Origin of the sequence: Pseudarthrobacter sp. 902506025, from assembly GCF_040702325.1 — a bacterium.
Lineage (GTDB): Bacteria > Actinomycetota > Actinomycetes > Actinomycetales > Micrococcaceae > Arthrobacter.
The window spans coordinates 472762-498506 of sequence record NZ_JBFBKW010000001.1 but is presented as its reverse complement, the minus strand read 5'-3'; the positions used below and the strand labels follow the sequence as shown (position 1 = coordinate 498506).

The 25745-nt window shown below is 67.0% G+C and carries 22 protein-coding genes and 1 tRNA gene; 7 read left to right on the top strand and 16 right to left on the bottom strand.

The genetic code is table 11. The features are described 5' to 3' along the window. Window positions 1-2 precede the first annotated feature (2 nt). The 5 genes from AB0280_RS02195 to AB0280_RS02175 all read right to left on the bottom strand — a co-directional run bounded on the left by AB0280_RS02195 (window position 3) and on the right by AB0280_RS02175 (window position 5036). Window positions 3-1034 (bottom strand): aldo/keto reductase, encoded by a 1032-nt coding sequence (locus tag AB0280_RS02195; RefSeq protein WP_307490053.1) that lies wholly within the window; start codon window positions 1032-1034, stop codon window positions 3-5. A 15-nt stretch (window positions 1035-1049) separates the two neighbouring features. Continuing rightward, complete coding sequence (locus AB0280_RS02190) at window positions 1050-1943, bottom strand: SMP-30/gluconolactonase/LRE family protein (RefSeq protein WP_307490051.1); 894 nt, start codon at window positions 1941-1943, stop codon at window positions 1050-1052. A 40-nt stretch (window positions 1944-1983) separates the two neighbouring features. Then, the gene (locus tag AB0280_RS02185; protein ID WP_307490048.1) at window positions 1984-2250 is read right to left on the bottom strand and encodes a hypothetical protein; all 267 of its coding nucleotides are present in this window, start codon (window positions 2248-2250) and stop codon (window positions 1984-1986) included. A gap of 27 nt (window positions 2251-2277) precedes the next feature. Continuing rightward, complete coding sequence (locus AB0280_RS02180) at window positions 2278-4365, bottom strand: bifunctional polysaccharide deacetylase/glycosyltransferase family 2 protein (RefSeq protein ID WP_307490046.1); 2088 nt, start codon at window positions 4363-4365, stop codon at window positions 2278-2280. 92 nt (window positions 4366-4457) lie between these two features. After that, window positions 4458-5036 carry a hypothetical protein gene (locus AB0280_RS02175; RefSeq protein ID WP_307490044.1) on the bottom strand — a complete coding sequence of 193 codons (579 nt, stop codon included), beginning with the start codon at window positions 5034-5036 and terminating at the stop codon, window positions 4458-4460. Window positions 5037-5277: 241 nt separating this feature from the next. Between AB0280_RS02175 and AB0280_RS02170 the strand changes: the two genes are divergently transcribed. Then, window positions 5278-6444 (top strand): cytochrome P450, encoded by a 1167-nt coding sequence (locus tag AB0280_RS02170; RefSeq protein WP_307490041.1) that lies wholly within the window; start codon window positions 5278-5280, stop codon window positions 6442-6444. 44 nt (window positions 6445-6488) lie between these two features. On the opposite strand, the gene AB0280_RS02165 is transcribed toward AB0280_RS02170, so the two are convergent. Further along, window positions 6489-7241 (bottom strand): lytic transglycosylase domain-containing protein, encoded by a 753-nt coding sequence (locus tag AB0280_RS02165; RefSeq protein ID WP_307490039.1) that lies wholly within the window; start codon window positions 7239-7241, stop codon window positions 6489-6491. A 47-nt stretch (window positions 7242-7288) separates the two neighbouring features. On the opposite strand from AB0280_RS02165, the gene AB0280_RS02160 reads away from it, so the two are divergent. Next, on the top strand, window positions 7289-7804 hold the full coding sequence (locus AB0280_RS02160) for a nucleoside kinase (protein WP_159634504.1): 516 nt from the start codon (window positions 7289-7291) through the stop codon (window positions 7802-7804). Window positions 7805-7846: 42 nt separating this feature from the next. On the opposite strand, the gene selB is transcribed toward AB0280_RS02160, so the two are convergent. The 3 genes from selB to AB0280_RS02145 form a co-directional block, all read right to left on the bottom strand. Next, the gene (gene selB / locus AB0280_RS02155) at window positions 7847-9643 is read right to left on the bottom strand and encodes a selenocysteine-specific translation elongation factor (RefSeq protein WP_307490037.1); all 1797 of its coding nucleotides are present in this window, start codon (window positions 9641-9643) and stop codon (window positions 7847-7849) included. 3 nt (window positions 9644-9646) lie between these two features. Next, entirely contained in the window at window positions 9647-10978 is a 1332-nt protein-coding gene (gene selA, locus AB0280_RS02150; protein WP_307490035.1) for an L-seryl-tRNA(Sec) selenium transferase, read from the bottom strand. Between the two features lie 36 nt (window positions 10979-11014). Continuing rightward, window positions 11015-11109, bottom strand: a tRNA-Sec gene (locus AB0280_RS02145). Between the two features lie 59 nt (window positions 11110-11168). On the opposite strand from AB0280_RS02145, the gene selD reads away from it, so the two are divergent. Further along, the gene (selD, locus tag AB0280_RS02140) at window positions 11169-12179 is read left to right on the top strand and encodes a selenide, water dikinase SelD (protein ID WP_307490033.1); all 1011 of its coding nucleotides are present in this window, start codon (window positions 11169-11171) and stop codon (window positions 12177-12179) included. A 15-nt stretch (window positions 12180-12194) separates the two neighbouring features. Here selD and nrfD read toward each other — a convergent pair whose 3' ends face one another. The 4 genes from nrfD to AB0280_RS02120 form a co-directional block, all read right to left on the bottom strand. Beyond that, window positions 12195-13286, bottom strand: a complete 1092-nt coding sequence (gene nrfD, locus AB0280_RS02135; protein WP_307490030.1) for an NrfD/PsrC family molybdoenzyme membrane anchor subunit — start codon at window positions 13284-13286, stop codon at window positions 12195-12197. Continuing rightward, window positions 13283-14293, bottom strand: a complete 1011-nt coding sequence (locus tag AB0280_RS02130) for a 4Fe-4S dicluster domain-containing protein (RefSeq protein WP_307490028.1) — start codon at window positions 14291-14293, stop codon at window positions 13283-13285. The genes nrfD and AB0280_RS02130 overlap by 4 nt, the downstream gene beginning before the upstream one ends. A 98-nt stretch (window positions 14294-14391) precedes the next feature. Beyond that, window positions 14392-17721, bottom strand: a complete 3330-nt coding sequence (gene fdh, locus AB0280_RS02125) for a formate dehydrogenase (RefSeq protein WP_307490025.1) — start codon at window positions 17719-17721, stop codon at window positions 14392-14394. Between the two features lie 146 nt (window positions 17722-17867). Further along, window positions 17868-18140: a hypothetical protein gene (locus tag AB0280_RS02120; RefSeq protein WP_307490022.1), complete on the bottom strand. Its 273-nt coding sequence runs from the start codon at window positions 18138-18140 to the stop codon at window positions 17868-17870. A 320-nt stretch (window positions 18141-18460) separates the two neighbouring features. On the opposite strand from AB0280_RS02120, the gene AB0280_RS02115 reads away from it, so the two are divergent. After that, window positions 18461-18823 carry a rhodanese-like domain-containing protein gene (locus tag AB0280_RS02115; RefSeq protein ID WP_307490020.1) on the top strand — a complete coding sequence of 121 codons (363 nt, stop codon included), beginning with the start codon at window positions 18461-18463 and terminating at the stop codon, window positions 18821-18823. A 134-nt stretch (window positions 18824-18957) separates the two neighbouring features. On the opposite strand, the gene AB0280_RS02110 is transcribed toward AB0280_RS02115, so the two are convergent. Further along, window positions 18958-20373 (bottom strand): ferredoxin reductase, encoded by a 1416-nt coding sequence (locus AB0280_RS02110; RefSeq protein WP_366366109.1) that lies wholly within the window; start codon window positions 20371-20373, stop codon window positions 18958-18960. Then, the gene (locus AB0280_RS02105) at window positions 20370-21674 is read right to left on the bottom strand and encodes an aromatic ring-hydroxylating oxygenase subunit alpha (RefSeq protein ID WP_159634528.1); all 1305 of its coding nucleotides are present in this window, start codon (window positions 21672-21674) and stop codon (window positions 20370-20372) included. The genes AB0280_RS02110 and AB0280_RS02105 overlap by 4 nt, the downstream gene beginning before the upstream one ends. A gap of 157 nt (window positions 21675-21831) precedes the next feature. Between AB0280_RS02105 and AB0280_RS02100 the strand changes: the two genes are divergently transcribed. Both AB0280_RS02100 and fdhA read left to right on the top strand, forming a co-directional pair. Further along, window positions 21832-22764: a LysR family transcriptional regulator gene (locus AB0280_RS02100; RefSeq protein ID WP_159634531.1), complete on the top strand. Its 933-nt coding sequence runs from the start codon at window positions 21832-21834 to the stop codon at window positions 22762-22764. A 319-nt stretch (window positions 22765-23083) separates the two neighbouring features. Then, window positions 23084-24301 (top strand): formaldehyde dehydrogenase, glutathione-independent, encoded by a 1218-nt coding sequence (fdhA, locus tag AB0280_RS02095; protein ID WP_159634534.1) that lies wholly within the window; start codon window positions 23084-23086, stop codon window positions 24299-24301. 145 nt (window positions 24302-24446) lie between these two features. Here fdhA and AB0280_RS02090 read toward each other — a convergent pair whose 3' ends face one another. Beyond that, complete coding sequence (locus tag AB0280_RS02090; protein WP_366366108.1) at window positions 24447-24890, bottom strand: YdeI/OmpD-associated family protein; 444 nt, start codon at window positions 24888-24890, stop codon at window positions 24447-24449. 549 nt (window positions 24891-25439) lie between these two features. Here AB0280_RS02090 and AB0280_RS02085 point away from each other — a divergent pair. Continuing rightward, window positions 25440-25661 (top strand): hypothetical protein, encoded by a 222-nt coding sequence (locus AB0280_RS02085; RefSeq protein WP_366366107.1) that lies wholly within the window; start codon window positions 25440-25442, stop codon window positions 25659-25661. Window positions 25662-25745 lie beyond the last annotated feature (84 nt).

Here is a 25745-nt window from a genome sequence, read left to right as displayed (position 1 = left end):
GGCTACCTGCCGCCCTCCATTTTGCGGCTGCGCTGCTCCTGGGCCATGGGGCCGTAGGGATACACCCCTGTCTCGGGCCGGCTGGCCTCGGTGAGCCGGCTGACCTCGTCCGCGCTGAGGCTCAGGGTGCCGGCCGCCAGGTTGTCAGCGAGCTGTTCCGTGGACCGCGCACCCAGGATCACCGACGTTACGGCAGGCCGGTCCGCCAGCCAGGCCAGGGCAACCTGGGAGGGGCTGACGCCATGGGAGGCCGCGATGCCTTCCACAGCTTCGATCACCGTCCATGTGCGCGGATTGTCGTTGCGCGCCTTCCAGGCTTCCATGCCGCGTTCGGGGTTCTCCCCCAGGCGGGTTGCCCCGGAGGGACTCTGGTCACGCCTGTACTTGCCCGACAACCATCCGCCGCCCAGGGGCGACCACGGCAGCAGGCCGATCCCGGCGTCAAGCGCGGCCGGCACGATCTCGAACTCGATGTCCCTGACCAGGAGGCTGTATTGCGGCTGCAGGCTGACGGGCGGGTGCCATCCCTGGCTGCGGGCAATATGGACAGCCTTGGTAAGCTGCCAGCCCAGGAAGTTCGAGAAGCCGTAGTAGCCGATCTTGCCGCGGGTCACGGCATCTTCCAGGAACCGGAGGGTTTCCTCCACGGGCGTGATGGGATCCCACGCGTGCATCTGGTAGAGGTCGATCTGCTCCACCCCCAGGCGGCGGAGGGAATCGTCCAGGGCGCGGGTCAGGTGCCGCCGGGATGTTCCGACGTCGTTCGGTGCCGTCCCCATGGGAAAACGCCCCTTCGTGGCAACCACCGCCGTGTCCCGCAGGCCGGGCCGCCGAGCCAGCCAGCGGCCGATGATTTCTTCGGACACGCCCGAGCTGTAGACGTCGGCGGTGTCGATGAAGTTGCCGCCCGCTTCGAAGTAACTGTCCAGGATGTCATGGGATGTTTCTTCGGTCGCTTCCGCGCCGAAGGTCATGGTGCCCAGCGCGAAGCTGGTGACGACGGCGCCGCTGTGGCCCAGGGTCCGGTGCTGCATGGTGTGTCCTCGCGTTCAGTTGCGGTCGGTGGGATGGTTGCGTGCGGCCGCGTCCGTGGTGGTGGTGCGGATCCGGTACAGGCTGGTGGTCGCAGTCAGGTAGAGGTCCTGCCCGTCGGGTCCGCCAAAGCACAGGTTGGAGACGGTCTCCGGCACGGTGATGGTGCCCAGGAGTTTGAAGGACGGTGAGTAGATCCGCACGGAGGGGCCGGCCGAGGTCCAGATCCGTCCCTCGACGTCCACCCGCAGCCCGTCGGCCGGGTGGCCGTCCTCCAACTCGAGCGCGCCGGTCCTGGCGCTGCAGTGGCCGTCACGCACGGCGTAGGTGGCGATCCGCAGCGGAACCCCGTAGGCGCTGCCGGCGGTGTCCGCGACGTAGAGGACAGATTCGTCCGGTGAGAAAGCCAGTCCGTTGGGATGCACGAGGTCGGTCACCACGGGGGTCAGCGTTCCGGAGGCCGGGTCGAAGCGGAACACATGGCAGCCCCCATATTCCTGCTCTCCCTCATGGCCTTCTTTTGTTCCCGGAAGGATGCCGTAGGGCGGGTCCGTGAACCAGATGCCGGCGTCGCGGGCAATCACCACGTCGTTGGGCGAATTCAGCCGGCGGCCCTGGAAGGAGTCAACCAGGCCGGTGACGGTCCCGTCCCGGTCGCGCTCCACCCGGCGCCGGCCGTGGCTGCACTGCACAACGCTGCCGTCGGCGTCGAGGGTACGGCCATTGGTGAACTCCACGCCGGTCGCGTATTCCTGTGTCACCCCGGTGTCCGGGTGGAACTCGAGAATGCGGTCGTTGGGGATATCGCTCCACCGCACCGTCTGCGACGACGGCACCCACAATGGCCCCTCCGCCCACACCGTACCGGTGTACAGGCGCTCCAGCACGCCGGCCGTCAGTCCGTCACCCATGAGAAAGCCCCTTCGCCGTCCAGGTTGTTGCCGTGCCCGCCTACGCCAGGTGCACGGCGTTCCATTCGAGCAGCTTAGGGTCCGCGAGACCTACCGTCACGAAGGGGTCACCGGCAATGAAACGTTCGGCCTCCCCGTACGACGTGAAGATGCCCATCGAGCTCAGACCGGGCTCCGGAGACTGGAAGGGGCCAAGGGCGAGCAGTCCTCCCCCGGCGGCCCGGAAAGCCTCGTAGTACGCCTTGTGGCGGGGATAGACGTCCATGACGGTGGATCTGTCCACACCCTCGCGCAAGCTGTAGATCACGACACATTCCATGGGCCTGAACTTACCCTAGCCCTGGCCTTGGGTCTGCGGGACGCGCAGGCTGCCGTACCTTTCCATCCGGTGCCAGCGCAGGTTGACGCCGGCAACTGCCGTGACAACGGCCTGGATGACCACCAGGTACATGAGCTGCCGGTAGACGAACTGCTGCAGCGGGAGTGTCCAGAGCGGTCCCAGCCGTTCCCTGTCGAGCCGGAACGCGTAGGCGGCCATGAGCAATTGGACCGCCAGGAAGACCAGCCACAGCGCCCCGATCCGCAGCGGGTCCAGGAAGATCAGGCCGTAAAGGGCGAAGACATCGACGATGGGCGCGAACAGGGGAAGCAGCACCTGCAGTACCAGCAGGTAGCCCAGTCCACGCCGGCCAAGCTTGCCCGCAGCACCTCCCTGCACCACGGCACCCCGGTGCTTCCACATGGCCTGGAGGGTGCCGTAGCACCAGCGGTACCGCTGTCGCCACAGGGCGCCAAGGGTTGCGGGCGCCTCCGTCCAGGCCCGTGCGTCCTCCTGGTACACCACCCGCCAGCCGTCCCGGCACAGTGCCATGGTCAGGTCGGTGTCCTCGGCGAGCGTGTCGTCGCTGACGCCCCCGACGTTGCGGAGGGCCTCGATCCGGAAGGCGCCAATGGCCCCGGGGACGGTGGGCATGCATTCGGCGACGTCGAACAGCCTCCGGTCGAGGTTGAACCCCACGACGTACTCGATGTGCTGCCATGCGCCGAGGATGCCTCCCCGGTTGGCCACCTTGGTGTTGCCGGAAATCGCCCCCACCCGGGGATCCGCAAACGGCTGGATGAGGGCACGTACCGTATCGGGCTCGAAGACCGTGTCACCGTCCACCATGACCACCAGGTCGTGGCTGGCCGCCTGGATCCCTGCGTTCAGTGCGGACGGTTTGCCGCCGTTCTCCTTGCGGATGACGGTGACGCCGGGCAGGTCGAGGGCCTCCACGATGTCCGCCGTCCCGTCGGTGGACCCGTCGTCCACCACGATGACCTCTACCGGGTGCGTGGAGGCAAGGATCGACAGGACGGCGGCTTCGATCCCGGCGGATTCGTTATAGGCCGGGACAATCACGGTCGCCGGTTCAGTCACCACGGGCCCCACCATCACGTCGACGCGGCGCCGGCCACGTCCTGATCCGGGAAGGCGGCGTGCAGCACGGCTGTGGCGTGCTGCGAAGAACATGACCAGGACGGCACGAAGGAAGGTCACGACGCCGGCGGCGACGAGCCCCAGGGAGATCGCCCAGACGACGAAATCGCTGAGGCGGATGCCCCAGACCAGGGCAGAGCCACGCAGCTGTTCAATGCTGGAAGCGGGGCGCATGCTGTCAACGCCCACGGCGTCCCCGACCGTGGTGACCTTGTACCCCTGAGCGGAGAAGCGGGACAGCGCGGAGTCCAGCGCGGCGACGGTCTGTTCCCTGTCACCGCCGCCGTCGTGCATCAGGACCACCTGCCCCTGCGGCCCCGACGGGGCCAGGTTGGCTTCGATCGCTTTGGTGCCCGGGGTCTGCCAGTCCTCGCTGTCCAGGCTGCTGAGCACGGTGAGGTAGCCCTCGTCGGCCATTCCGTGGAGCGCGGACCACATGCCGTTCGTAATGGCGCTGTTGCCGGCGGTGTAAGGCGGGCGCAGCAGGGAAGCCGCGTGGCCCGTCACTCCCACAATCGCATCCTGGCCGCCCTGCACCTCCAGTTCGCGGCGCCAGTCGGGGGCTGTACCAAGGTCAGTGTGGGTCAGCGTGTGGACGCCCACTTCGTGGCCTTCCGCCACGATGCGGCGCACCAGGTCCGGGTGGTCCACCGCCTCGGAACCAACAACGAAGAAGGTGGCGTGGACGTGGTGTTCCCGAAGTACGTCCAGGATGCGGGGCGTCCACACGGGGTCCGGGCCGTCGTCGAAGGTCAGGGCGATGGTCCGGTCCGGCGGACTGACGGTTGTTACGGAGCCGCCGCGCGAATCCACCACGGGGCCGCCGTGCGAGAGCGTTGTGGGGACGGCGCCTGCGGCTTTGTCCGCCGGCAGGGAGTCCCCGGGCGCTCCACCCAGATGGTGGATGTATCCCTGCACGGCCAGGGCGAGCCCCAGGGCCATCAGGGTGGCGAGAAGGACAAACCAATGCGCCCTGACAGTGGCGGGGACGTTGCTTGTGGCGGGTCGGGAACCCTTATTCCAGGCGGGTCATGTTACTGGTGCGCGGGGGCGGTGGGCCGTGTGGTCTGGCCCGGCGCCGAGCCGCTCGCGCGGGGGGCGGTCGCGCTGGAGCCCGGCGCTGTTCCGCTGTATCCAGGGGCGGTTGCGCCGGTGCCGGTGGCGGTTCCGGACGTTCCGGGGGCTGCGGGGGCGGCGGTCGGAGCCGGGGCAGGAGCAGCGGCGGGGGCGGCGGGCGCAGCGGGCACGACGGCGGCACCCTCCGCCGGAGGCACGGCAGTAACAGCAGAGACGGGCACCGGGACGGCCGCCGGCGACTGCTCAACAACGGGAACGGCGGGCCCGGTCAGGCCGGCCCGCGGATCGGCAGAGGGCGGGGCTGTTGGCGTTTCGCGGGGTCCGGCGGCGGCCGGCAGGGGAAGGAATGGTGCCGAGGATCCGGACCCGCCGATAAAGGCGGCCACTACGAGGATGACGTATGCCGCCACAAGCCCGACGATCCCGAGGCCCATCATCTTGACCCGCCGGAGCCGGCGGCCTGACGCGTCGACAAACACGGGTCCACGCGGGGAGATGGCGGGCGACTGATCGGATGTCTCTTCAGGGGCTTTCATCGAGCAATAACCTTAGGGGACCCCTTGTGGCTAGCACAAAAACCCGGCGGTGGTGTCCGGCAGCTGCAGTCCGGGACGCGGATCCGCCCCGGTGCCGTGCATAAGGCAGGCACTGCGGTTTCCGTTCCGGCGTGGTGACGCAGCGACATGCTTTGGCTAGGATCAAGGTTCTACGGTCAGTCATTTGACGGCCTGGCGCCCGCCGTGGACCGCATGGCGCCAGGTGAGCAGGGAGGCCACCATGGATGTCACCCAGTCCGCGCAATACCCGCTTGATCCCTTTCCGCAGTATGAACGCATGCGGGCAACGGCCCCCGTCTTCCAGGATGACCAGTCAGGGAGCTGGCATGTGTTCCGGTACGACGACGTCCAGCGGGTGTTGTCCGAACACGCCACCTTCTCGTCCCGCATGGGTGGTGACAATCCCTCCGGCACCGGCCAATTGTTCGCGTCCAGCCTGATCACCACCGATCCCCCGAGGCACCGGCAGTTACGCTCGCTGGTTACACAGGCGTTCACGCCCAAGGCTGTTGACGCGCTGGCTCCCCGCATCGCCGGACTCACCGACGAGCTCATGGCGGAGATCGCCGGCAAGGGAAGCGCAGACCTGATCAGGGACCTGGCCTACCCGTTGCCGGTCATCGTCATCTCCGAGCTGATGGGCATCCCCAGCGAGGACCGTGAGCGCTTCAAGCACTGGTCCGACGTGATCGTCAGCCAGACGCGGATCCTCCCCGCCAGCGAAACGCAGGACTCCACCACGTCGGAGATGGTGGAGTACTTCCTTGCCCTGATCGACCAGCGCAGGAGCCGTCCCGGCACGGACCTCATCAGCAGCCTGCTGGCCGCGGAGATCGACGGCCAAAAACTGACGGTGCCCGAGCTGCTCGGTTTTTGTGCCCTGCTGCTGGTTGCCGGCAATGAGACCACCACTAATCTGATCGGCAACGCCGTTTTGTGCCTGGCGGAGTCGCCCGGCACCCTCGAGCGGCTCCTCAGCGAGCCGGCCTTGGTTCCCCAGGCGCTCGAGGAAGTGCTCCGCTTCCGGTCGCCGGTCCAGTCGATGTACCGGGTCGCGGTTGCGGACACCGTCGTGGGCGACCAACTGATTCCCGCCGGCGCTCCAATCGTCGCCTGGATCGGCTCGGCCAACCGTGACGGGCAGCAGTTCCAGCGGGCCGCCGAGTTCGATGTGGACCGCAACCCCAACCGGCACCTGGCGTTTGGCCATGGCATCCATTTTTGCCTTGGGGCACCGCTCGCCCGGCTCGAAGCAAGGATTGCACTGGAAGCGCTGCTGTCCCGCCTCCCTGGACTTTCCGTGGCTTCCGGAGCGCAACTGGAACGAATGGACAGCAGCATCGTTTACGGGCTGAAGGAACTTCCCGTCACCTGGCAACCTGCCTGACCGGCCCGGACGAATGATCCCGGGGGGAAAGCCGCGGGATGCATTCACCCGGCGGTGCCCGCTTTCGCAGCGTACGCGGTGGCCTGGGAGCTCACCTGGCGGATGTAGGCGTCGGACTGGTTGTAGGCGTAAATGGCAGCTGTCCACCCCTGCGCTGTGGTGAGGTCACGGCCGCGGCCGCAAAGATACGTGGCCGCGCTGAGGGCGGCGTCATCGATGTTGAACGGGTCCGCCGCCCCGTCCCCATTCCCGTCCATGCCTGCGATCCGCCATGTGGAGGGAATGAACTGCATGGGTCCCACCGCATGGTCCCAGCCGGCGTCGCCATCCAAGGCGCCGCCGTCGGTGTCGGCTATGGCGGCGAATCCCGCGCCGTTGAGGCTGGGGCCCACGATCGGGCCGCTGGCCTGGCCGGCGGAGCTCAGGCTGCCGCCGCCGTACGTGCCGTGGGCTGATTCGACGAAGCCGACGGCGGCGAGCGTGTTCCAGCCGATGCCGCACGCCGGAGCTGATTCGTTGGCGGCAACGGCCGCATTGACGTAGGCGCGCAGGGCCCGTGCGGGGATTCCGGTGTGGGCGGCAGCCGTGCCAAGCCACTCGGCGTCGGGGGTTCGTGTGACGTTTACGGCGGTGGCGAGCCCATCGGGCCCTGGCTGAAGCTTGGCTGCCGCACGCGGGGGCAGGAAGGCGGCCGTACGGGCCCCGGCCCCGGGCTGGCCCAGCAGCCAGAACGAGAAAACTGCGCTGGCGCAGACCACGAACAGGCTAAGGGCCACAAAGCGTTTTACACGGAGCACTGACCAATCAAACCACCCCGGCCTCTCCCCCATCGGTACCATCAGGCATGGGCAGGAAGAATTACCTTATCGAGGGCGGCTCGGGCACGGGCAAGACTGCGGTCTGCAACGAATTGCGGCGGCGCGGCTACCACGCCATCAACGGCGACCGTGAACTTGCCTACCAGGGTGACCCGGAAACCGGTGAACCAGCAGGGGACGCCACCGGCGTCGCTGTGCACAGGCACCATATCTGGAGAGTCGCCGACGTCCGGGCCCAGGCAGCAGACCAGCGGGACGCGGTGACGTTCTTCTGCGGCGGGTCGAGGAACCTCGCCAAATTCATCGATCTGTTCGACGGCGTCTTCGTCCTCGAGGTGGACCTGGGCACGCTGAAGCGGCGCCTCGACCAGCGCCCGGCAGACGAATGGGGAGGGCAACCGGCGGAGCGGCAGCTGATCGAGCACCTGCACGAAACACGGGAAGAGATCCCGCCGGGCGGCATCGCGATTGACGCCACCGCGCCGCTGTCCCGGGTCGTGGACAACATCCTGCACCACGTGCAGGCAGCCCACCCTGCCTAGCCGTCCGAAGGCAGGGCACTGCTCTTCCTGGCCGACGGCGGGTCAGCGCACCACCGTGCGGTGTCCGGCATCCAGCCTCTTGGTCCAGCCCCGCGAATCCAGGTGTTCCAGCAGCGGAACCGCGATCCGGCGTGTTGTGCCCAGCGCCTGGCGGGCCTGGCTCGTGGTGAAGGGCTGGTCCAAACCGGCGAGGGTGCGCATGGCAAGCGCCGGGGCGGTGGGCAGCAGCACCACCCCGTCGCGCAGGCGCAGCAGGCGCCCGGTGCGTTCAGCGGCTGCGAGCTCGCGGGCACCCAGGCCGAGGGCCGCCAGCTCATCGGCTTCAGGGGCCCGGAACGCATCCGCCCTGAGCCTGCCCTCCAGCGTGGCGATTGCCGGCTCGATGGGACCAAGGTTGCCCTGGCTGCCAGGGAGCCGGACGTGTCCGCCGTCCAGTTCCAGGCCGGCCCCGCGGATGACGTGGGAAAGCAGTTTCTCGTCGGGCAACGTGAGCAGGTCCCGCGCCGCACCCATGGAAAGGCCCGGGGCCAGGGCATCCCGCTCCTGCAGCGCCTGGACCGCGCTGCGCAGCTGATGCTGCCAGGCCTCCAGGACGGGAGCGTGCACCCACCAGTCGTCGATGACCCGTACACCGGCGGGTGCCTCCGCGTCATGCCCGGACAGCAGCCCGAGCCGACGGAGATGTTCCGCCTGCACAGCCCTGCGGGCTGCCACCTCTCCCAGTACGTCTCCGGAGGGGTCCATTCCTGCAAGGCGCTCCGCCCAGTGGGCGCCGTCGCCGCGCCGCCGCAAGGCCGGCGGGTCGGCGTCGAGGATACGTGCGCCGCCCAGCACCGAGCGGCTTCCGGGATCGCGCAGCACCAGCCGGTCCCCCAGGACGAGGGGCAGGTGCCTGTCGAGGACCAGCCGGGCATGGTCTGCGCCGAAGGGGCGCAGCCGGGCCGGCACCGACGCCGTGCCAACGTGCACCATGAGCTGTTCCGGGACCTCGGTGTAGGCCACCCCGGTGGTGCGCTGGATTCCCACCACTGCTGTGGTGGGCCATGCGTCCGGGGTAACCAGCGCGTCACCGCGGCGGATATCCGTTGCGGCAACGTCGCGCAGGTTCAGCGCCACCCGCCTGACCGGTTCCACCGACGCGTACGAGGTGTCCCGGCTTTGCAGGCCACGGACCACCACCGGCCGGGTATCGACGTGGCCGATCAGTTCCAGCCGGTCACCCTGGGCGAGCGTTCCTGCTGCCAGTGTCCCGGTCACCACCGTCCCGGAACCGGTGATGGTGAACGAACGGTCCACCCACAACCGGACCCGCCCACCCGTGGTGGGATGAGGCACGTTGGCCAGAACGCCGTCGAGCGCTGCACGCAGGTCAGCCAGGCCCGTGCCGTCGATGGCGGACACAGCGACTGCGGGTGCGTCCTGCAGCCCGGTCCCGGCCAGTTCCGTTCGGGTCCGCGAGAGCACCTCCGCAACCCGCTGCCCGGATGCCCGGTCCGCGCGGCTCAGCACCACGACGCCGTGTTCGATCCCGAGCGCAGCGACAGCGTCCCGGTGGTCGCTCGACTGTGCCTGCCAGCCTTCGTCGGCGGCCACCACAAAGCACACCACCGGCGCGGGTCCGATACCGGCGAGCATGTTGCCCAGGAAGCGTTCGTGGCCCGGTACGTCGACGAACGCCACGTCCTGTCCGGACGGCAGCGTGGTCCAGGCATAGCCCAGGTCAATGGTCAGCCCGCGGCGCCGTTCTTCCTCCCAGCGGTCCGGCTCCATCCCGGTGAGGGCGCGGACCAGGGTGCTTTTACCGGAATCGACGTGCCCGGCTGTGGCAATGACGTGCACGGTTCAGCCCGCCCTGCCTGCATCCGCAACCTCAAGGGTTGCCAGGGCACGCCGCACCGCCTCGACAATCCGGCCGTCGTCCTTTGCGGGCACGCAGCGCAGATCGATCAGGCAGGAGCCGTCGTGGACGCGCGGCAGCACGGCCGGGTCGCCGGTCCGCAAGGGACGCGCAAGTCCCTCGGGGAGCCGGAGTGCCCACCCAGGCAGGGGCACGCCGGGGGCGCCGCCGCCCCCTACCCTGCCGTCATGCGGGACCACGGGGACGCCGAGTTCCCGGGCGAGCCGGTCCGTACGGCCGCGTAATTGCCCGACGTCGGTGTGCAGCGCCTGCACGACGGGCGGCGTGCCGCCCGCAACCGTTGCTTCCAGGGCGGCGAGGGCAAGTTTGTCTGCCCTGACGGCGCGGGCGAGCGGGTGGCGGGCCAGCCGGGTGATGACCTCCTTGCGGCCCAGCAGCAACCCCGCCTGGGGGCCGCCCAGCAGTTTGTCGCCGCTGGCGATGACGACGTCGGCCCCGCTCGCCAAGGCGGAGGCAGCGTCGGGTTCATCCGGCAGGAACGGATCCGGGGCCAGCAGTCCGCTGCCCAGGTCGGCGACGAGGGGGACGCCGTTGGCCGCGGTCAGGCGGCCCAGCTCGTCCAGGGAAACAGCTGAGGTAAAGCCGTCAACCCGGAAGTTGCTTGGATGGACCTTGAGGACGCACCCTGTGTCAGGACCGAGGGCTCCTGCATAGTCATGCAGGTGCGTGCGGTTGGTGGTGCCCACCTCGCGAAGCCTGGCACCGGTCGATTCCATCAGGTCAGTCAGCCTGAATCCGGCACCAATTTCAACGAGTTCGCCACGGCTCACCACGACCTCCCGGCCAGCGGCGAAGGCTGTTGTAGCCAGCACCAAGGCCGCGGCCCCGTTGTTGACCACCAGCGCGTCTTCAGCGGCGGGGCAGGCAGCGAGCAGTGCCGCCCGAGCGCCGGCGCCGCGGCGGGAGCGGCTGCCGTCTGACAGGTCCAGCTCCACGTCGACGTAGCCGCTGGCCGCGACCAGAGCCTCCACTGCACCTTCAGAAAGGGGGGCGCGCCCAAGGTTGGTGTGGACGATGACGCCGGTGGCGTTCAGCACCGGGCGCAGGGAGGTTGCCGTACGCGCAGCGACGGCGGCCAGCAGGGCCGGTTCCACCTGGCCGGGGGGCAGCCCGCCGCGCCGCGCCTGCTCCTGGACGTCCCGGACAAGTTCGCGGATGACGCGCTCGTTCAGCCGGGTGCGGGCTTCGTGGACGGCAGGCAAGGCCAGCAGGTCATTTGTGCGGGGAATCAGGCGCCGGGGATCGACGTGGTCCACAGCCCTCCTTATATCGCGGCATGCACTGCCGAAAGTTGGCGGTGGCGGACGGGAATCGAACCCGCCAGGCCGAGATGCTCAGCCTCACCGGTTTTGAAGACCGGGGGGCCCACCAGGACCCGGACGCCACCGCGCCTCAATATAGCAGGGTTGCCTTGGAGGGTACGCTGGGCGGGTGAATGAGGCTCAGATGTCAGTCCAGCAGCTCGATGATGGTGCCACCGGCGCATTCCGGCTCACCGACTATGCCCACGGCGGCGGCTGTGCGTGCAAAATTCCCCCCGGGGAACTCGAAGATGCCGTCCGTGGCCTCATCGGCCAACCCGGTGCGGAGGTCCTGGTGGGCCTTGACAGCGGCGACGACGCTGCGGCGGTCCTGGTGCGCGAAGATCTTGCGGTCCTGACCACCGCTGACTTCTTCACCCCCGTTGTCAACGATGCCTATGACTGGGGCCGCATTGCCGCCGCCAATGCCCTGTCGGACATCTATGCCATGGGCGGCCGGCCGGTCACTGCGATCAACCTGGTCGGCTGGCCCCGCGGCGTCCTGCCGATGGAATTGATGACTGAGGTCCTGCGTGGTGGCTTGAGCGTGGCATCCCAGGCGGGGTGCCCCGTGCTCGGCGGGCACTCCATTGATGACCCGGAGCCCAAGTACGGCATGGCCGTCACCGGCGTCGCCCATCCTGACCGCTTGCTGCGCAACGATGCCGCCCGGCCGGGGCTGCCCATTACGCTGACCAAGCCACTCGGCGTCGGTCTCCTGAACAACCGGCACAAGCAGACCGGTGAGGTGTTTGAAGAAGCCGTGGAGACGATGGCGGCACTCAACCGCGACGCCTCCGAGGCGGCGGTGGCCGCCGGCGTCCGTGCGGCGACGGACGTGACCGGTTTCGGTCTGCTTGGACACCTCCACAAGATGGTCCGTGCCTCGGAAGTGGGCGCGGTGATCGACATAAATGCCGTTCCCCTTCTTGGCGGAGCCCGCGAGGCACTCCGGGACGGCTTCGTTTCCGGCGGGACCCGGCGCAACCTCGACTGGGTGCGTCCGCACCTGGAGGCTGCACCGGGCATCACCGAGGACGATCTGCTGCTGCTGGCCGATGCGCAGACGTCCGGCGGCCTGCTGGTGGTCGGCGAGTTGCCGGGCCACCCTGTCATCGGTCACACCACTGTGGGGCAGGGTATCCAGATCCGCTGAAACCGGGCAGCTGCCTCAGCTGCCGGTGGTGATTGCGTCGCCGGTAACGCCGGCGGCGCGGCGCGCTGCGAGCCGGTTCTTCTGCGGTTCGATGGTGTACCGCGGATCCCTGGCAGAGGCGAGGCCTGCCTCGAACACACCAAACCGGGTCAGGGCCGAGGCGGCCAGCAGTGCCAGACCCGACGCGGCGGCGACCATCCGGTTTCGTCCGCCCAGCAGTGTGCCCAGGCCTCCGGCGACCGCCAGCCGCTCGCTCCACTTCAGCATGGCGCCGGCTTTGCCCTCGTGCAGTGGTTCCGCGGCCACCGGGTCCATCCGGTGCTCCATCACCTTCATGGCCACCACATCCCCCAGGACGCCGAGCACGGCGAGGTTGCGGGCAGGACCCGTCTCGTGCACCGGCGTGGTGACCATCGCGAGCCCTGCAGACGCGAGGCAGGCCGAACTCACGAAAACGAAAGGCAGTTCCTCGTGGGCTGCGTTCCACGTCGGTGTGGCAGTGTCACCCAGCAGGACGGCCGTGTACGCCGCCAGCGGCCCGGCGAACACCGCCGCTTCGATGCCTGCCGGTCCTTCGACAGCGCGCAGGACCTTGCGCAACGGACCCAGCGGCAGCCGGTCTCCGCTCATCCGGTTGATTTCCGCCACGGCCGAGACGCCGGCGCCGGCGCTGAAGGCGCTGAGGATCCACGAGCCCACACTCATCGGGGAGGTGACCTTGAAAGTCCGCAGCATGTGCAGGAAACGCTCCGGCCGGCCAAGGTCCTTCACCAGGGCAACCGCACCCGCGCTCACCGCTGCCAGGGCGCCCAGCCGGGCGTTCCGGCGCAGCACCGGGCGTCCGGTCAGTTGGCCGCCGGCGCCCAGGAGGGCCGAACCGGCGGCCACGCCACCCAGGAAGAGGTAGATCGCCACGTCATCGCCCCAAGGGGCGGGTTTCACGACGGAACGGCCGTAGTACGAGGTGAATTCCGGCTCCGGCACCATCGGCATTTCCCGGGAGCCGTCACCGTTGTCCCGGCGGCGGCCCGTCCCTCGCTTGCCGCCCTCCCGGCGGCGGCGTACGGGCTCTGTTGGCCGGAAACTGTCGAACTCGGAAAGTGTCACGCGCGTCCTCCCAGGAAAGCCAGCGCAGCGGCGGCCGCCATGCCTGCTACCGCCATGCCGGCCCGCCGGTACATCTTTGGCAGATCAGCTGTGGGTACGCGCGGGTCCGGCGGAAGTCCGTAGACCTCCGGTTCGTCCAGCAGCAGGAAGACGGATCCGGTTCCGCCGACGCCGTCGTTTTCGTTCGCCCCGTAGAGCCTCGCCTCAGTGAGGCCTTTGGCGTGCAGGTCGGCAACCCGTTCCCGGGCCGCCTCCACCATGTCGTCGTGGTCGCCGAACTTGATGGACGTCGTCGGGCAGGCCTTGGCGCAGGCGGGCGTCTCGTCCGCCACCAGCCGGTCGTAACAGAGGGTGCACTTCTGGGCGATGCCCACGTTGGGGACGGCGGGATGCCCGGCGTGCTGGTCTTCCCTGCTGGTGGCCACCTTGACCGTGCCGTTGCTGCGGCGCTCGATCACGCCGAAGGGGCACCCGGCAACGCACGTTCCGCAGCCGTTGCAGACGTCGTCCTGGACCACCACGGTGCCGAACTCGGTGCGGAACAGCGCTCCGGTGGGGCATACGTCAAGGCAGCCGGCGTGCGTGCAATGCTTGCAGACGTCGGAGGACATCAGCCAGCGGAAGTCTGCTGTGTCAGGCGGCGTGGTGTCCGCCTCAGCCAGATCCGCCGGGGCGGACGCTGCGGGGGTGGGGGGACCGATGCGGGGCATGCCCAGGCTGACCAAGGCACGGCCTGATTCCCGTGCCTCGACAATCCGGTCCTGGCCCTGCTCGATGAAGGCGACATGCCGCCAGGTGCTGGCGCCAAGGGATCCGGTGTTGTCGTAGGAGGATCCGAGCAGTTCGAGGTTGCCGTCCTGCGGGTTGTGGTTCCATTCCTTGCAGGCGACTTCGCAGGCCTTGCAGCCGATACAGATCGAAGTGTCAGTGAAGAAGCCCTTGCGCGGATGGTTGTGTTCCCAGTGGGCATCGGCGGTGGGGTCGGTTGGTCCGGACAGCTGGCCCATCTAGTTCTCCAAGGTGGGATCGGTGCCCGGAACGCTGCCGCTGGGCAGCGTTCCGGGCCGGGCAAAGTAGGTGCGGGCCCCGCCGGGTATGACGACGGTCATTCCCCGCCGCCCTTGGCGTGGCTGCCAGGCCCCGTGGGATCAATGCCTTCCGCCGCGGGGTTGGTGACGGCGCGGTTGCCGGTCTCGATGGTCAGCCCGGCCCTCGCCTGGTATTCGGCAACGAGGGCAAGGAGGTCCTCCCCGCGCGGCCGGCGGCCTGGACGGATGTCGCAGGAGGCCACCTTGGATTCCTGGATCTGGACGTTGGGATCCAGGGTCACGCCCAGCAGGTCGTTGGCCGCGTCACCGCTGACCACAGCGTTGCTGCCGACGCCCCAGTGGTAGGGCAGCCCGATCTGGTGCACGGTGTGGCCGCCGACGGCCAGCGGCCTCATCCGGTCGGTCACCAGCACCTTTGCCTCAATGGCAGAGCGGGGCGAGATGATGGTGGCCCACCCATAGGGTTCCAGTCCGCGCTCGGCGGCCAGTTCGGGCGACACTTCGCAGAACATCTCCGGTTGGAGTTCGGAGAGGTACGGCAGCCAGCGGCTCATCCCGCCCGCAGTGTGGTGCTCCGTGAGCCGGTACGTGGTGAAGACGAATGGATAGACATCCGCCCCGGGTGTACCGGCGCTCGGTGCGCTCAGGTTGTCCTCCCGGGCATACTTCAGTCGTGCCGGACTCTGCTGCTGCGGATACAGCCCGTTGGCTACAGGTGATTCCTGGGCCTCGTAGTGGGTTGGCAGCGGGCCGTCCACGAGCCCCTTGGGCGCGAACAGCCAGCCCTTGCCGTCGGACTGCATGATGAACGGATCGTCCCCGCTGAGCGCGGCCGGGCCGCCCACTGAGGGGTCCGGTTTGCTGCCGGGTGCGAGGTTCGGCGGGAAGTCGGGGACGTCGTCGCCCACCCACTTCCCCTGCTCCGCGTCCCACCAAACGTATTTCTTGCGTTCGCTCCACGGCTTGCCGGCCGGATCGGCGGAGGCCCGGTTGTACAGGATCCGCCGGTTGGCCGGCCACGCCCAGCCCCATTCCGGCGCTGCCGGGCCCTGTTCCTGGCCCGGTTTCCGGCTGGCGGCGTGGTTGATCCCCTCGGCGTAGACGCCGGTGTAGATCCAGCAGCCCGCCGTCGTAGAGCCGTCAGCGCGGAGTTCGGTGTAGGCGGAGAGCGGCTTGCCGGCATCCGGACCAGTCAGGTGGCGGCCGTTGATCTCGGCAAGCACCGACTCGGGGTCCGGATCGCCGTGGTCGTCCGTGGGGTAATCCCACGTCAGGTCCAGCAGCGGCCGGTCCCGTTCGTCCTGGGAATCGGCGAGCTTCTCCCGGATCCGGTGCCCCAGTTCATAGAAGAACTGGAGTTCGCTCTGGCACTCCCCCGGCGGGGCCACCGCCTGGTGGCGCCACTGCAGCAGACGCTGGGTCTGGGTGAAGGATCCGGCCTTCTCCACGTGGGTCGCCGCCGGCAGGAAGAAGACCTCGGTCTCGATATCCTCGGTGCGGAGTTCCCCGGACTCGATTTCCGGACCGTCCTTCCACCACGTCGCGGACTCGATCATGTTCAGGTCCCGGACCACGAGCCACTTCAGGTGGGACATTCCGAGCCGCTGCATCCGCCCGTGGGCCGAGCCGACCGCCGGGTTCTGGCCGAGCAGGAAGTACCCTTCCACCTCGTCGCGGAGCATACTCATCACGGTCTCATAGGTCCCGTGCGCACCGGTCAGCCGCGGCAGGTAGTCGTAGGCCCAGTCGTTGTCCGCCGTCGCAGCGTCACCCCACCACGCCTTCAGCAAGCTGATGGTGTACGCGTCGGCGTCGGCCCAGAATCCCTTTTGGTTCTTCGAGGCGTTGGCCGCCAGGTACTCCTCCAGGGTGTCGTGGCGGCCGGCACTGGGCATGGGCAGGTAGCCGGGGAGCAGGTTGAACAGCGTGGGAATGTCGGTGGAGCCCTGGATGCTCGCATGGCCGCGGAGGGCCATGATCCCGCCGCCAGGGCGCCCCACATTCCCCAGCAGCAGCTGGAGGATGGCGGCGGCACGGATGAACTGGGCACCCAGAGAGTGCTGGGTCCAGCCCACGGCGTACGCGAAGCAGGTGGTCCGGTCGCGGCCGGAGTTCTCCGTGATGGTCTTCGCCAGGTAGGCGAAGTCGGCTTCGCTGATGCCGCACATGTCGCGCACCATTTCCGGGGTGTAGCGGGCGTAGTGCCGCTTCACGATCTGGAAGACGGTCCTGGGGTTCTGGAGCGTGTCATCCCGCAGCACCTCCGCGTGTTCGAGGGGCGGCCCGCCGCTGCCGTAGGCATCGCCGGAGGCCCGGGCCCCGGCTTCGGCGCCGTGCTCGGGACCGGCCGGTTCGCCGATGGAGCCGTCCTCGCCTTCGTCGTAGGCCCACGAAGAGTTGTCGTAGGCACCCTTTTCCGGGTCGAATCCGGAGAAGAGGCCGCCCAGGTCCTCGGCGTCCCGGTAGTCCTCGTGGACCAGGGTGGCCGCGTTGGTGTACGCGGTCACGTACTCCTTGAACCACAGGTCATTGGCGATGACGTAGTTGATGAGCGCACCCAGCAGCACGACGTCAGAACCCGCCCTGATGGGGATGTGCTTATCCGACACTGCCGAGGTCCGCGTGAACCGGGGGTCGATATGGATGACCTTCGCTCCGCGGGCCTTGGCCTCCGCCACCCACTGGTACCCCACGGGATGGCATTCGGCCATGTTGGAACCCTGGATGACGATGCAGTCGGCGTTGGCCATGTCCTGCAGTGATTGCGTAGCACCACCGCGTCCAAACGAGGCTCCCAAACTGGGAACCGTTGCGGAGTGTCAAATACGCGCCTGGTTCTCGGTCTGCACCGCCCCGGCAGCCGTAAAGAGCTTTTTGATCAGGTAGTTTTCTTCGTTGTCCAGGGTTGCGCCGCCCAGTGAGGCGATGCCCATGGTGCGGCGCAGCAGCCGGCCTTGGTCGTCTTCCTGCTGCCAGGTCCTGCGGCGGGTTTCGATGAAGCGGTCCGCCACCATCTCAACGGCCGTGGCCAGGTCCAGGTGCTGCCACTCCGTGGAACGCGGCGCACGGTAAAGCACTTTGGTCTGGCGGCCCGGTGAGTTGACCAGCTGCTCGCTCGCAGAGCCCTTTGGGCACAGGCGGCCGCGTGAAATGGGTGAGTCCGGATCGCCCTCGATCTGGACCACTTTCTCGTCCTTGACGTAGACACGCTGCCCACAACCGACGGCACAGTAAGGACACACGCTCTGCACGACGCGGTCGGCGGTGGCAGTCCGGGGGGCTATTGCTTTTGTCTTGGCCGACGTCACTGCCGGCCCACGGCCCAAGAGGTCGCCCGTGCTTAGCTGACGGACGACCGGCCATTGAAGAAAACTTCGCGGTGCCATTTCTGGAGCATATCCCAGACGGCGGCGGGAGCAACAGGAAAAGGTTGGGCGTGTCCCACGGCAATGTCCGGCGCGGGCCCGGTGGCTGCAGGAGCCCTTGCACGGGCCCGGGGTGGGACCCCGGCGGCCGGGCCTCGCAGACCTGCTTACCGCTCGATGCTGACGCTGAGATCCAGGTGGATGTCGTCACGGGCGAGACGGTCCTGGAGGTACTGGGCGAGGCTCGCATCGGTTGCGGTGTGCGCGCCCTTCGGGACGGCGCCGCGGAAGACAGCTTGGGTATTCGTCGACCTGAGTACGTCCAGGGGCGTTGACCGGAGATGACCGTCGGTCAAGCGTTCGATGTCGGTCCGGAAGGTGCGTGGGTGGTCATGCTGCGCGGAGGCGTGCATGGTGAACGGAATGAAAGCTACGGGCAAGGGGGTCCTTTCGAGCGAGGCAACCGGCGGTGGGGGCCTCACCGGTAACAAGGAAAAAGCGGGCCGTGGTATTCCCATCCGGGCCTGAAGGAGGCGGACGTCACGGAGGACCTTGCCCGCCGCGGTCGCGTGGCGGAAGCGTGTTGACCCTGGCTCTGCCCATACCGTAGGAATTGAGCGTCGCTCCGCTGCACCGCGGAACGCCCGAACGATCAGCACGCAAAGCGAGGACCACGGTGGAACAGCCTCACATAGTCAAGGACGGCGCCGCGGCATTCCCATGCAGTTCAGGCCCGGGCAGTTCGCAGGGACCACTTACAGTGGACCAACTGCTGCTCGAGAGCCGCGCCGGGCTTGAGCGGGTGCACCCGTCGGATCTTGAGCGGGAGATGGCAGCGGGCGCACTGGTCATTGACACGCGGCCCGTCGACCAGCGGGACCGCGACGGCGATCTTCCGGGCGCAGTGGTTATCGACCGAAATGTTCTGGAGTGGCGGCTTGACCCCTCCAGCCCCCACCGGATCCCCACCGCCGGCGACCCGGCCCGGCGGATAGTGGTGGTCTGCAATGAGGGCTACAGCTCCAGCCTCGCTGCACATACACTGCAGCGCCTGGGGTTGAGCCGTGCGACTGACCTCATCGGTGGCTTCCAGGCCTGGGCTGCCCTGCGCGCTGATTCCTGATCCAGCTCCACGTCCCCAGCCGCCCGGGTGGGGCATCCCGCAGTCACCTCGGGATGACCCACCCGGGCCGCCTTGCAGATATGGCGCAGTCTGGACCCTATGGCTGCTAATGAAGCCCGGACCGGCCAGTTCAGCTAGGCATCGATGACGAGATCCGTCTGGGCGGTGGAACAGCAGGGCAAGAACTTGCCTGCATCGATTTCCCGCTTCCGTATTCCGCCTTGGTGGTTCATTTCGACCTCACCCGAAAGCTTGACGACCTTGCAGGAGCCGCACATGCCTTCCTTGCAGTTGGCACCGATCCGGACGCCCGCGCGCTGGGCGGCACCGAGGATGTGTTCTTCGGGGTCGATCCGCACATTGATGCCGGTGCGCATGAAGGAAAGGGTGAGGCTTCCCGTTCCCACGGTGTCAAAGCTTAACGCATCAGGGGACGCGGCCGCGGAATCCGCCTCTGAAGTACCCTTACCGGCTTCGGTCGAGGACGCCTCCGGCTCGACAATTTCCAGCGGCAGCCCCGATGCCTTCAAGGTACCCTCAGCGTCATAGCCGGGTTCGTATAGCCCGAACGCGGCGGGCTGGCTTTCGTAGTAGTCCTCTGCCGAGTCTGCGATTTCCTCGGCAATTTCCTCCGCGATGTCCGATGCCAGCGCGATCTCTGCCTGGTATTCAAGGAGGGTTTTGCGATCTCCGGAGAAGAACTCCATGTAGATCGAGGTGTCGTCGACGCCGACCTTCTTGAGCAGTTCAGTAGCGGTGTTCAGGTAACCCTCGGGGCCGCAGGCGTAGACCTGCCGGCCGTTGGCGTCGGGGGCCACCTCCTCGATCATTGCCGAGCTCAGCCGTCCGCTGAAGCCTTCCCACTCCTCAGGCCTGCCGCGGTCGCCCAGGGCGTAAAAGACCTTGACGCGCGAGTCAACGGAAGCGATGTAGGCCAGCTCCCGGTCGAATGCGAAGCCGCCGGCTTCCGCACCGTGGTAGAGCACCACCACGTTGGCGGTCCCGGGCAGCGAGTGGATGGTCCGCAGCATCGACATGATGGGGGTGATGCCCGCGCCCGCGGCCAGGAAAAGGTAACGTGCGCGCCGGTCGGCATCGGGCAGGTGGAAGGCCCCCACGGGTCCCAGCATGTCCAGGACGGTGCCGGGCCTGACATTGTCGTGCACCCACGGCGACACCAGCCCGCCCGGGTCGCGCTTGACGGTGACGCTGAAGGTCCACGGTTCCGTGGGCGAACTGGACAGCGAGTAGCTGCGGTCCACGGGCTCGTGCTCCTCGCCGTTCACCGGGAAGGCAATGTTGACGTACTGGCCCGCGCGGAACGCCAGGGGCGCACCGTCGCAGCGGCGGAACACGAACGTCATCATGCCGCCCGCCTCGGGGATGGTCTCGACGCATTCCGCCATGAACTCCTGCGGATGCCAGGGACCCAGGGCCCGGGCAGCGCGGGCCGGGGCCTCGGCGCTGCCCATGACCCTGTTCCACGGCATTTCCAGGCCGCGGATTCGCTGTGGCTCCTGGATTACCGTCTCGGTGAGGAGTTCCGTCATGCCAGGTGCTCCTGCACACGCTGTACGTACCAGTTGATGAATGCCTCTACCTGGTATTCGCTCTTCATGTAGGGGCCGGGCTGGTAGGCGGGGCTGCCGGCACCCTGCTGGCAGAGCTCAACGAACGCCTTGTCCTGCAGGTTTGTTTGCTTCCAGGTGTAGGTGAGCTTGTCCAGGTCGTAATCGACGCCTTCTTCGGCGTCGTCCGCTACCAGCCAGGTGGTGCGTACCAGTGATTGGTGCTCGTTGATGGGGAAGACGCCGAACGTGATGACGTGGTCGCCCAGGAAGTGGAACCAGCTGTTGGGCTGCAGGTGCATGGAGCAGCGGCCCAGGCGGAAGTCCGGCAGGTCGCCGAGCAGCTTCTTGGAGAGCCTGCGGCCGTCGGCCGAGAACGATTCGCCTTCCCCATCCAGGGATTCGCGGGATATGCGGATACCGGCAATGCGGGTATCGAGTTCCTCAACCACCTCGTAGGGCAGGCCGTAGCGGCGGCACCGCTCCTCGAGGGAGGACTGGGCTTCCTTGTTGCGGTCCCAGACCTCTTCGAGGTGGGCCGGGATCAGGCCCTCGGTCAGGCCCCACGTGGGAAAGAGCGAGCAGGCCAGTTCCGGGTGTCCGTCGCAGTGGTAGCACTCACGGTTGTTCTCCATGACGAGCTTCCAGTTGCCCTCTTCGATGATGTTCTGCTGGTAGGCAATTTTCGTCTTCGACAGGTCGTGGGGTGCGAGGTAAGGCTCAAAGATTTTTGAGGTTTCATCGAAGTCCGTGGGCGGCTCGTCAGCGATGCAGACGAAAATGAGTCCGGCCACCTCGCGGCTGTGGGCCCGCTTGAGGGCGAAGCAGTTCTTGTCAAACTTGGCCTCGCCGGGAGCGGAGGCGTGGATCAGGTTGCCCTCAGGGGAGTAGGTCCAGGAGTGGTAGCCGCAGACCAGGTTGCCGGTGGACCCGGTGGCTTCGGTAAGGACGCGGGCCCCGCGATGCCGGCACACGTTGTGCAGGACGTTGACGCCGCCGTCGTCGTTTCGCAGCACGATCAGGGAGTAGGGGCCGTAGTCGACCGTGATGTAATCGCCTGGCTCGGGCAGCTCGGCAACGCTGCCGGCAAAGATCCAGTGCTGGCCAAAGATGGCTTCCATGTCGATTTTGAAAATCGTGGGGTCTGTGTAGAAAGGGGCGTCGAGTGAATATCCCGTGCGGCGGAACGCAAACAATTCGGTGATCTCCGCCAGCTGCTCTGCAGGCAAGGATGAAGCGAGTTTTCCGCGTGCGTTGAGGGGCTGGTGCACTGGAGCAGTCATGGTTTTTCTCCCGAGAAGCGTGGGTCAGTGTGCTGGTTTGCGAAGACGAGGGTTGCATTTCCGCAGCCCGTTGCCAAAAGTCGTTGTAGTCACATTAGGGCTGCCGGGTCTGCAACAAAAGCGCAAGAATCAGCGGATAACCGTGCACAATATATGCATGATCGATCCAAGGCTCATAACGCTTCGCGTATTCGCCAGATGCGGCACCGTCAGCGGAACCGCGGAGCTTACGGGGTACTCTCCTTCCGCAGTCTCAGCGCAACTGCGTGAGCTCCAGCGCGTGCTCGGTCTGCAGCTGCTGACGAAGGACGGTCGGGGTGTCCGGCTGACCGCCACAGGCCGCTTCATCGTGGCGGGTTCGGACACCCTCATCGCGGATTGGGAGAGCCTGCGCGCGGCGGCAATGGAGGCCGGCGACCAAGTGCAGTCGCGTTTCGGCCTCGGTGGATTTTCTACGGCTGCCGCCCAGTTGCTGGCCCCTTTGGCCGCCACCCTCCGCTCCACGCGCCCCCAGCTGGAGGTGCAGGTACTCGAGGCCAATCCGGCCCGCTGCTTCGATTTGCTGGTGGCCGAGCGGATCGATCTTGCGGTCATCGTCGCGATGCAGTCCAACACCTATAGTGACGATGATTTGCGCTTCGAGCAGACTGTTTTGCTCGATGACCCCCTTGACGTGATCATTCCGTCCGACCATCCGTTGGCATCGCGGGAAACGGTGACGCTTGAAGAGCTGGCCTCGGAACCCTGGATCACCGAAGCCGCTGGTTCCACGTACCACGCCCTTTTCACCGCCGCGTTCACCGCAGTGGGGGTAACCCCGCGGATTGCCCACGAGGCTGTGGAGTGGGAGACCCAGATCGCCTTCGTCGGTGCGGGGCTGGGCGTGGGCCTGCTGCCACGACTGGCGCCTCTCCATAGCGCAGAAAACGTCGTGCGGCTGCGCATAACCGGCAAAGGGCGGCCCGTCCGGCGGATTGTAGCTGTCGCTCGCCGGGGGAGCATCGGATCCCCCCTGATCCAGGAGTCACTCAGCATCCTGCAGACCAACGCCAAGCGGATCCTCGCCGCCCGCCCGGAAGACGACCTGTGACGCCGCACTGCTGAACGGAAAGACTCGACGCCGGCTGGTGGAGGATGGCGCAGCAAAGGCATTAAAACCCTGTTGACCTGCTGTAATACCCCATATACGCTAAACCCAGCCTTGGTATATCAGTCGACGTAGTCCATATATATCTCCCAAGGGGTGGTGATTGCGAGCACCCCCGCTCCGCCTTCCCCTGCGACCCGCGGCCATCCCCGGGAAAGCACTGTTCTCCATCGCAGACCCGCCCAACATGGAGTTCACCGTCCATGACCGGATATCCCGGGCTTCCACACGCTCCGCAACACCTACCGATAAGGAAGTGGCCATGTCAGGAAACAGAGCAGTTGCCTACAAGGAACCCGGCGTCGTCGAAATCATCGACACGGACTATCCGACGTTCGAACTCAAGGACGGCCCGGGCGTCAACCCGGCCAACGTTGGCCGCAAGGTACCCCATGGCGCGATCCTCCGCACGGTGACCACCAACATTTGCGGCTCGGACCAGCACATGGTCCGGGGGCGCACCACCGCTCCGCAGAACCTGGTCCTTGGCCACGAAATCACCGGCGAGGTGGTGGAGGTGGGGCCCGACGTCGAATTCATCAAAGTGGGCGACATTGTCTCCGTGCCGTTCAATATCTCCTGCGGCCGCTGCCGAAACTGCAAGGAGCGAAAAACTGGCATCTGCCTGAACGTCAACCCGGACCGCCCGGGCAGCGCCTACGGCTACGTCGACATGGGAGGCTGGGTGGGCGGACAGGCCGAGTATGTACTGGTCCCGTACGCCGACTGGAACCTGCTGCGCTTCCCGGACCGGGACCAGGCCCTGGAAAAGATCCTGGACCTGACCATGCTCTCGGACATCTTCCCCACGGGCTTCCACGGGGCCGTGACCGCCGGCGTCGGTGTTGGCTCCACCGTTTACGTGGCAGGCGCCGGACCGGTGGGCCTTGCTGCGGCCGTGGGCGCGCAGTTGCTTGGCGCCGCCGTCGTGATTGTGGGCGACATGAATGAAGACCGCCTGGCGCAGGCGAGGTCGTTCGGCTGCGAAACCGTCAACGTGACGAAGGGCGACCCGAAGGACCAGATTGAACAGATCCTGGGAGTTCCCGAGGTGGACTGTGGCGTGGACGCCGTCGGCTTCGAAGCCCGCGGCCACGGAAAGGATGCCTCCCACGAGGCGCCTGCCACGGTCCTGAATTCCCTTATGGACATCACGGCCGCCGGCGGTGCCCTTGGCATTCCCGGCCTCTACGTCACCGGAGATCCCGGTGGAATTGATGAAGCAGCCAAGCACGGCTCCCTCTCGCTCTCCCTGGGCACTGGTTGGGCGAAGTCCTTGTCCTTCACGACAGGCCAATGCCCGGTGATGAAGTACAACCGTCAACTGATGATGGCCATCCTGCATGACAAGGTCCAGATCGCAAAGGCCGTCAACGCCAAGGCCATCCCGCTCGAAGATGCTCCGCGCGGCTACGCCGAATTTGACGCTGGAGCCGCAACAAAGTTCGTGCTGAACCCCAACGGCTACGTGAAGGCGTAGGAGGAACCGAGGGAAGCCGGGGGTCCTGGGCACTCCGCCACTGCGCGGCTGTCCAGCGGCCTCCGGCACCCGCAACATTCCCAGTAAGACCCGCCGGCGCTGGAAGTTCGTCTCACTGCATTTAACGGCGTCCGACCTTAAGGTCCTACTTTCTGCCGGCCTTCAGGTCGCTTAAAACCTTCGCGATCCGGCGTGACCGCGTCTCTGCGGTCTTGGACCCGGCAATCGGTTCCACATAGCGGCGCTGGCTGCTGTAGCTCAGGGTCTGGTAGAAAGCTTTCGCCTCGGGGTCGGCATCCAAGGCGGCAGCAAGGTCCGCCGGAACGTCGACACTCCGCGGCTGGGTGTCCAGCTCCAGGTCCACCTCCACGACGTCCCCGGCAGAGGTACCGGTAAGCTCCCGGTTGGCCGCGCTGAGCCCGATCATGTTGAGCCCGCCCATCACGGCGACAGTACTGCGGTAACTCTTTCCGTTTACAGTCACGACCACGGGCGGCCGCTTTCCTGCATCAAGCGCCCGAACAATGTCCTCGGGAACCTCGATGCCCACCTTGTTGCCGCTCCCCCGGAGGGTAGTGCTGAATTTCATCTCCAAAGTATGCACCCTCCCAGGAGCCCTTGCCTCACCTGCCTGATCAGCGGAAACTTGAGGTACCGGGCTATGCAGTCAGCTGATCGGCCGCCATCAAGAGCCAGGCCCCCATGAGTACCAGCATTGATCTTCAGCCCCCGCTCACGCTGGCGCTGGTGCAATCCGAAGTTCCCCGAAGTAACAGCCGTGAACACAGTTGAGGCCGTCTTTCTGATTCTCGGCGCCGCCTTCATGTGGGTTGGCGGGACTGTCTTCGCCCTCCTGAAGTTGCGCCGCCGCAGGAGAGGTTCATCGCTCGTGGCTTCCACGCCCCCTCCCCCTGCCCCCGCCGCTCCCCGGCACCACAGGCCGTGGCGCCGGGTCCGTTCCGTCACAGGCCAAAGCCCTGGACCGAGACGCAGGTCGAGGCTCAGAAAAGTCCGCCGGTGATGTCATCCACCACGGGCAGCATCGCCCAGCGAGTGCGGTTCCGTACTGCACAGAGCCGGGCCGCCAACAGAACACTGTCTATCACCCAGTTTGGGTGACCAGTTCTTGGGAGCAATCATGGATACCGGGACGATCTTCGGGTTCATCGCCGGATATTTCGCCGCAATCGCCGGCGTCTTCCTCCTTTACCTTCCGGACATCCTCCTGCTCGTTGCCCTGCTGCTCGCAAGCGGGATGCTCCAGCTGCTGTTGTTGCCGTTCGCCATCCTGGTCAGGAGACTGCGGCACCGCCCGGAAGCCCAGGTGGATTCGGCGTGGCTCTTGGAACGCCATCGCTAGGTGCACCGCACAGAGGACTCTTCTGCCAACCAAACAGCTTGCCCGTGGAGCCGAGCCTGGTTCCGGCCCTGCCCTCCGCCGGCC